At 32.8% G+C, this 6,992-nt stretch carries 9 protein-coding genes; all 9 read right to left on the bottom strand.

All coding sequences use genetic code 11. The annotated features are described in order from the left end of the window. Positions 1-261: 261 nt before the first annotated feature. The gene (locus tag ACU8DI_RS15040) at positions 262-681 is read right to left on the bottom strand and encodes a hypothetical protein (RefSeq protein ID WP_447113619.1); all 420 of its coding nucleotides are present in this window, start codon (positions 679-681) and stop codon (positions 262-264) included. Positions 682-885: 204 nt separating this feature from the next. Then, positions 886-1,326 (bottom strand): hypothetical protein, encoded by a 441-nt coding sequence (locus tag ACU8DI_RS15035; RefSeq protein ID WP_447113618.1) that lies wholly within the window; start codon positions 1,324-1,326, stop codon positions 886-888. Between the two features lie 254 nt (positions 1,327-1,580). Next, on the bottom strand, positions 1,581-1,961 hold the full coding sequence (locus ACU8DI_RS15030) for a DUF2200 domain-containing protein (RefSeq protein WP_447113617.1): 381 nt from the start codon (positions 1,959-1,961) through the stop codon (positions 1,581-1,583). Between the two features lie 150 nt (positions 1,962-2,111). Further along, complete coding sequence (locus ACU8DI_RS15025; protein ID WP_447113616.1) at positions 2,112-2,858, bottom strand: hypothetical protein; 747 nt, start codon at positions 2,856-2,858, stop codon at positions 2,112-2,114. A 200-nt stretch (positions 2,859-3,058) separates the two neighbouring features. Further along, positions 3,059-4,174, bottom strand: a complete 1,116-nt coding sequence (locus ACU8DI_RS15020; RefSeq protein WP_447113615.1) for an FG-GAP repeat domain-containing protein — start codon at positions 4,172-4,174, stop codon at positions 3,059-3,061. 145 nt (positions 4,175-4,319) lie between these two features. After that, on the bottom strand, positions 4,320-4,868 hold the full coding sequence (locus tag ACU8DI_RS15015) for a hypothetical protein (protein ID WP_447113614.1): 549 nt from the start codon (positions 4,866-4,868) through the stop codon (positions 4,320-4,322). A 208-nt stretch (positions 4,869-5,076) separates the two neighbouring features. Then, the gene (locus ACU8DI_RS15010) at positions 5,077-5,682 is read right to left on the bottom strand and encodes a hypothetical protein (protein ID WP_447113613.1); all 606 of its coding nucleotides are present in this window, start codon (positions 5,680-5,682) and stop codon (positions 5,077-5,079) included. Positions 5,683-5,910: 228 nt separating this feature from the next. Further along, positions 5,911-6,246 carry a hypothetical protein gene (locus tag ACU8DI_RS15005; RefSeq protein ID WP_447113612.1) on the bottom strand — a complete coding sequence of 112 codons (336 nt, stop codon included), beginning with the start codon at positions 6,244-6,246 and terminating at the stop codon, positions 5,911-5,913. Position 6,247: 1 nt separating this feature from the next. Beyond that, positions 6,248-6,610, bottom strand: coding sequence for a hypothetical protein (locus tag ACU8DI_RS15000; RefSeq protein ID WP_447113611.1), 363 nt, complete (start codon positions 6,608-6,610; stop codon positions 6,248-6,250). Between the last annotated feature and the right edge of the window lie 382 nt (positions 6,611-6,992).

The raw sequence follows: 6,992 nt of genomic DNA, 5'->3' as shown, positions 1-6,992 counted from the left end.
GTTTCCTGACCAGCTTTATTTTCGGTATTGCACTATTGTTGCTAACGTAATTGTGTATGATTTGTTGCGGAATTTCAGCCGAAGCGCTTTGCGCTTGGATGAGCCGTTTACGGCGAAAATTCCGCGGGAAAAGAAGTGCAAGGCTGAGCCAGCAATTCTTTCCGAGTTTTAAAGATAGTGAATTATGTGAGATTTTTTCCTTGTCTTAGCCATCAAAGAGCAATGAATTATACACGGTGTTGTACGCAGTTTTTTTTACATTTAATTTCTTCTTAAAACACCATTATCAATTATGATATTCATGTTACTAGCATGCGTGACAGAGTAATAAATATCGCCTACATTATTAATTTCCGTAACACAAAAAATTAAACCACCCAAGGAATTCAATACCGAAATGATTGAATCATTCTTGGTCTTGAGTCTCTTTTCGGTAAAATCCTCATTTTTTTTCCTCTTACTTTCACTACAAAAATTGGACAATTTCTCCCTAATTTTTCGGTTTTTTCGATCTTGCTTTAATAAATATTCATAAATCTCTTTTTTCTTGAAAATATCCCTTTTGTAATAAGGACTTGTAAACTCAAAATCTGATAATTTTATTTTAGTCATTTTATTTTGAGCCAATACGAAATCACAACTAATTAAAACAATTATAAGTAAAGAAATTAATTTTTTCATTCGAGAATTTAATTGCGTACAACGTAATTGTGTATGATTAGTTGCGGTTTTACAGCTTGCGTATGCGGCTGATGTTCCGCGGGAAAAACGCAAGCTGTTAAGCTCGAATTTTTCCGTTGAGACTAAGATAGTAATTTATATGAGAATTTTTCCTCGTCTTAACCAACTGAGCAATGAATTATACACGTTGTTGTAAAACGTTTTTTATTTCCTTTCAGTTATTTCCGAACGAAAAATTTTTAAAATTCTTTTTCCTAATTCGGATGGCTCACAGTGAGCTGAAATCGTACTTGTCAATTCAATTTCGATTGGCAAATTCATTACGGTCTCAATTCTTAAAGAACTGTTCCAATCTGTAATTCCACGAATTGAAATTCGGCGATATTTTTCCTCAAAACCACGACCACTTTTTTCTTTACTTGCTTTGAGAGCAGGCCAGTCGGATTTTTTACCCATTCCTTCTTTTTTTTCTTTAATATTGAATTTATTAAAATTCCGCTTAATTGCTTCTCCAATAACTTCGGTGGAAGAATTTAAGTCAATTACTTCGCAATCTGTCTGTTCGTAATTATAGCCAGCTTTGAGTTCTTTAGAAATAGGCGCAATGATGATTTCAGAGTGTTTTTCCGAAATATAAACTGTCACTGATTTAATGACTTTTAATTCAGGTTCAGGTGGTTTAAATGTTTTGCTCCGTATTTTCATTCAAATGTTTTACAACGTAATTGTGTATGATTTGTTGCGGTTTTACAGCTTGCGTGTGCGGCTGATGTTCCGTGGGAAAGACGCAAGCTGTTGGGCTCAAATTTTTCCGTTGAGACTAATATAGTAATTTGTAGGAAATAATCTTCTGCTTAGCCAGCAATCCGCAGTTAATTATACACGGTGTTAGCACCAGTTTATTTCTTTTCAATACGCAATATTTTTTCCATTTTACGACCTTTTGCCAATTCATCAATTAGTTTTTCCATTCGTCTACAATCACGATATAAAGCAAACTCTTCAGGTATTTCTTCAATACGGTAACCACATACAACACCTTTTATCATATACGCATTTTGATGAATTTTAGCTCCTTTAAAAAAATCTCCAAAAGTTCCATTTCCAGCAATAAAGGTTTCTAATTCGTTTTGGTCATAACCAGTTAGCCATAAAATAACCTTATCAAGTTCTTCTTTCGTTCTATTATGCTTTTCTATTCTATTCAAATAATACGGATAAATAGATCCGAAGTTCATTTGCGCAATTTTCTCATTTTTTTCTGCTGTTACTTCTGCCATGATAAAATTAATTGGTGCTAACGGTATCGGCTATGAGTAGTTGCGTGTTTTAGCACTTAACTTCACAAGTACACACCAAACTGAAAATCCGCGAGGATTTTCAGAAGTAGGCGAGAACAAGTAATTACTTATAGCCATTGTTAGCGGTAGTTATTCTTTTGGTTCAGAGAAATGATTTCCTTCTCCCAACCATTCTCTCTTCAACCCAGTTAGTTTTATAAATTCCTTTTGCTCGTTTTCAGTTGCATAGTCGATTACAAATTGTTGTCCTCCGTCATCATAATAAGTGTATTTTCCATTGGTTTTCAATTCAGATGGTAAATATGAAAATCTTTGAAAAAAAGAATCTGAAATGTAGCCAACTTTCTCTAATTTCCATTTTTTGTCAATTCCATTTACTTTAAAAACTATCCATTCGTAATTATCATTGTCTATTTGAATTGATATGTCAGTGTAATTAATTTCTCCGCTAGTAATTGCTCCCATTCGTTCCATAAACCAAATGTATTGGTCGCTTGGGTCAATAAATTCAAGGTCAAACCAAATACATTTATCACTAAAGTTAAATCCAGAAATCTCCTGACTTCTCCAACCAAAATAATAGTATAATCTTGAAAATGGATTTTGTTCTATTTCTTGTAGCCTTTCTTTTCTAATTTTGTCCCAAGCCGATTTTGCGTAGCCATCAGTTAATATTAAGTCTTTCGTTACTCCGTCTGCAAACTCATAGCCTAATGATTTGAAAACTTTAATTTGTTTCTCGTAACTAATAGATTCAACTTCTTTTTTTATTTCTATTCCTTTTTCAGTCTTTGCTATAGAGTCTTTTTCTTTTAAGTTACAACCAAAGAATCCAAATATTCCCATAAAAGTCAATATTGCTAATTTCTTATTCATTTTTCATTCTAATTACCGCTAACGTAATTGTGTATGATTTGTTGCGGTTTTACAGCTTGCGTGTGCGGCTGATGTTCCGCGGGAAAAACGCAAGCTGTTTTGCTCAAATTTTTCCGTTGAGACTAAGATAGTAATTTGTAGGAATAAATCTTCCACTTAGCCATCAGAGAGCAATGAATTATAAACGGTGTTACCCACAGTTATTTTTTCCGAGTTCTGTAAAATAAATTCCAAGTTCCAGAATTTGATTCCACAATATCTGGATATCCATCATTATTTATATCTCCAATTTCTATATCGTAAGTGTCATCTTTTAAATCTTCTCTTAAACCAATTTCTTTAAATTCTCCATTTGCCTGTCCTAAAAAGACATAATTTCTGTTTTCTGAATTTCCTTCTATAATATCCAAATTGCCGTCTAGGTCTAAATCAGCTATTTTGATGGAAGCTGTATTATGAATATTTTTAAAAGTATATGTTTTCCTAAAACCCATATTTTTGTCGCCAAAATAAATAATGTTTTGAGAATTTAAATTTGCTGTGACTATATCTAAAATTCCGTCATTGTTTATATCGCCAATATCAATTGAACGTGTTTCATCATTTTCGTTACCGAATTGAACATATTCGTTAAACCTAGATTTTCCTTCTCCAAGGAAAATTTTGTTTTTAGATTGTCTCTCAGCTGTTATCAGATCTAAAATTCCATCGCCATTCATATCTGCAATTTTGGTTTGAATTGTTTGGTCGGATTCGTCGCCGAAAGTTATAATATTTTCAAAGTTGCCTATTCCGTCATTTAAGCATATTTCGTTTTTTGATTTTCTGTTTGATAAAATAAGGTCGAAATCTCCGTCATTGTCAATATCCGCTATTTCAAGATTTCGTGAAGGTGATTTTGAGCCAAAAGAAATTTCTCTGTCAAAGTTCTGATTGGCTGAACCAAAATATATTTTATTCTCAATATTATCATTGGCGACTGCAATATCTATAAATCCGTCATTATTGAAATCTGCACATTTGATCGAATACGAAGCGTCAAGGAATTTTCCAATAGGTTGGGCTAATTTAAATCTTCCATTTCCATCATTATAGTAAATATAATTTTGTTCCGCCCAGTGTCTTCCATTTGCAACAAGCGCATCCAAATCTCCGTCTTGGTCAATATCGAACAATGTTATTGAAGCTGTTCTATTCGATTGTGTGCCGATTGAAAAAAATCCATCTGCATTGAAAAATTTTACTTCTTGAGTAAATCCTTTTACTGAAATTATCAAAAATGTAAGTAATAATAAATGTTTACGGATTTTTTTCATAATTGTGGGTAACGTAATTGTGTATGATATCGTGCGATTGGAAACGCTCGTTATTTTCCGTCGTCACGAATCATTTTTTAAATATAAGAATTAAAACTTAAGCTAGTGTAAAGCATGGATTATACACGTTGTTGTGCGTAGGCTTTTATATTTTTCCATTCACGATTTTCAATTCCGTTCCGATTATTTTTTCCAATTCAGCAATAAATTTTGGGTTTAACTTTGTCCAGTTCCAAAATGTTATTCCGAAATTTCCAAAAGCCCAAGTCGGTTTAAATTCAAATTCCGTAACTGAATTTTCAGTTCCACAATTTTGACATTTTAATTTGTCAGAATCATTTCCGCTATGCCAATTTCCTAACGAGTTTCCCCAATCATTTTCAATGTTGTTTTCTCCACAGTTCGGACAGTTAACTTGTTCAAGCACGTTTCCACCATTTTCAAAGACTTGCTTTTCAGTAATCAGTTCAATTCCATTTGTTTTTAGTTCGGTCAAATTCAATTCCGATTTTTCTAAAACATTCCTGTAATTTTCGGCTGGCGCATGTCCTTTTGACGAGCCTAAAACACAGTCAGTCAAATCCTTTTTTGCGATTTTTTGTTCAGTTAGAAATTCAATTATTCTTTCCGCTTTTTTCTTTGAATCAGCAGACTTTAATTTTTCTGAAACTAATGATATGTAGGTGTCACTCATCTTTTTTTCAGCTTACGTACAACGTAATTGTGTATGGTTTGTTGCGGTTTTACAGCTTGCGTATGCGGCTGATGTTCCGCGGGAAAGACGCAAGCTGTTGGGCTCAAATTTTTCCGTTGAGACTAAGATAGTAATTTGTAGGAATAAATCTTCCACTTAGCCAGCAATCCGCAATGAGCTATACACGGTGTTGTAAGTAGTGTTTTATTCAATCGTCTGTTTTTCTATTAGCTGGATTATCCGACATAAATTCTATTATTCTATTTCCGTTTGTTTTGATTTCCATTTTTTTCCAAACTTTCTTTTTAGAATTCCGAGTTTCCATTAAATTGAAAGTTATTTTTTCAGAGTCGAATTCAGTATTTTCAAAGGATTTTCGCAGAGAACCGATTAACATTATTTCTTGTATTTGTGAAATGAATTTTTTCATTTCAGCTTTAGATTCAAATTCCGTGTCATAGAACTTGGTAAAAAACTTTTCCATTGAATTATCAAACCAAATTGGTGGATACATTTCCAATTCAGATGTTTTTGGATTATAAATTATAAGACATTCCGCATCTTCAATATGATAGCCAAGAAAATTTGTCAGAGTAGCTTGATAAAGGTCAAATTCATTAAGATATTTTTTTACAGTTGGCTTAATAATTTTTTTAATGTTCGCTGTTTCTTCAAAAAACGCCCAAACATTATCTCCTTCAATTGAATCGTTAGGGAATCTTTCAATTAATTCAGCTTTTAATTCCACAAAATTTTGTCCAATCGCAATGAATTGAATTCCAATTAGAAATCCAAATATTAATATTTTTCTCAAATTTTCTTTCAACATTACTTACAACGTAATTGTGTATGATTAGTTGCGGAATTTCAGCCGAAGCGCTTTGCGCTCGGATGAGCCGTTTACGGCGAAAATTCCGCGGGAAAAGAAGCGCGAGGTTGTACCAGCAATTCTTTCCGATGTTTAAATATAGTGAATTATGCGAGAATTTTTCCTCGTTTAACCTACTGAGCAATGAATTATACACGGTGTTGGCAACTGGCTTTATTCCGTTGTTGCTTGTTCTTTGTATAATTCAACAAATTCCTTTGCATCTTTCATAGATTCAGGATACTTGGCGTAATTCTGATATCCATATATTTTTCCACTTTCATCTCTCAATGTTTTTTCCCAAACATGATAATATCTAAATCCATTTTCTACCAAAAACTTTACAACGTTCCATTTTTTTATATCAGTTTGTTTTGGTGGTTGAAACAAATGATATAATTCAGTCATTGGTTTTTCGCATTGAGGACAAATCGAGGTATGAGTCTTTTCCAAATCGGCTGGTCTGTTATAAGCTTTTCGACAATCTAAACATACTTTTTTATAACCCATTTTAGTCTGTTATCAATTTGTTTTTAGTCAGTTTAGAAATCCAAATCAGATTGGTTATTCCAATTCCAATAATTCCAAAAGTCGCTATGAATTGAATTGGCGATTCCTTTCCGAAAGCAAGAAAAATCATAATCAGAATCGGAATGATTCCAATTCCGATTTTTAAAATCAGGTTTTGAGTTTTCAATTCCGAAAATCGAAGTAAGTATCCATTTAGAGTTGCTAAAATTAACGCAGGAATAGGATATATAATTAACAAAAAGAAAATCTCTCCATATTGTGTGTTTTCATAAAATAATGGTCCTATAAAAATTCCGATTAAACAGAATAGAAATCCAATTATTATTATCGTTCGACGTTCCATTTGAGTGATTTCAGCTTGTTGCCAACGTAATTGTGTATGATTAGTTGCGGAATTTCAGCCGAAGCGCTTTGCGCTTGGATGAGCCGTTTACGGCGAAATCCACAGGATTCATGAATACCAAAATATAAAATAGATATGACATGAATAAAATTCCGCGGGAAAAAAAGTGCAAGGCTGAGCCAGCAATTCTTTCCGATTTTTAAATATAGTGAATTATGTGAGAATTTTTCCTTATTTTAACCAACTGAGCAATTAATTATACACGGTGTTGTAGTGCGTTTTTTTCAGTTTTGTTTCTTTCAACAACTATTGTTTCAGCTATTATATCGCCTAAACGTTGATTTTTTTTAGTGAACTTAATTGTCAAAATTCCAACTAATCC

It is taken from the genome of Psychroserpens sp. BH13MA-6 (assembly GCF_052983595.1).
The sequence above is the reverse complement of the archived record's forward strand: the minus strand, read 5'-3'. Positions and strand labels throughout refer to the sequence as shown.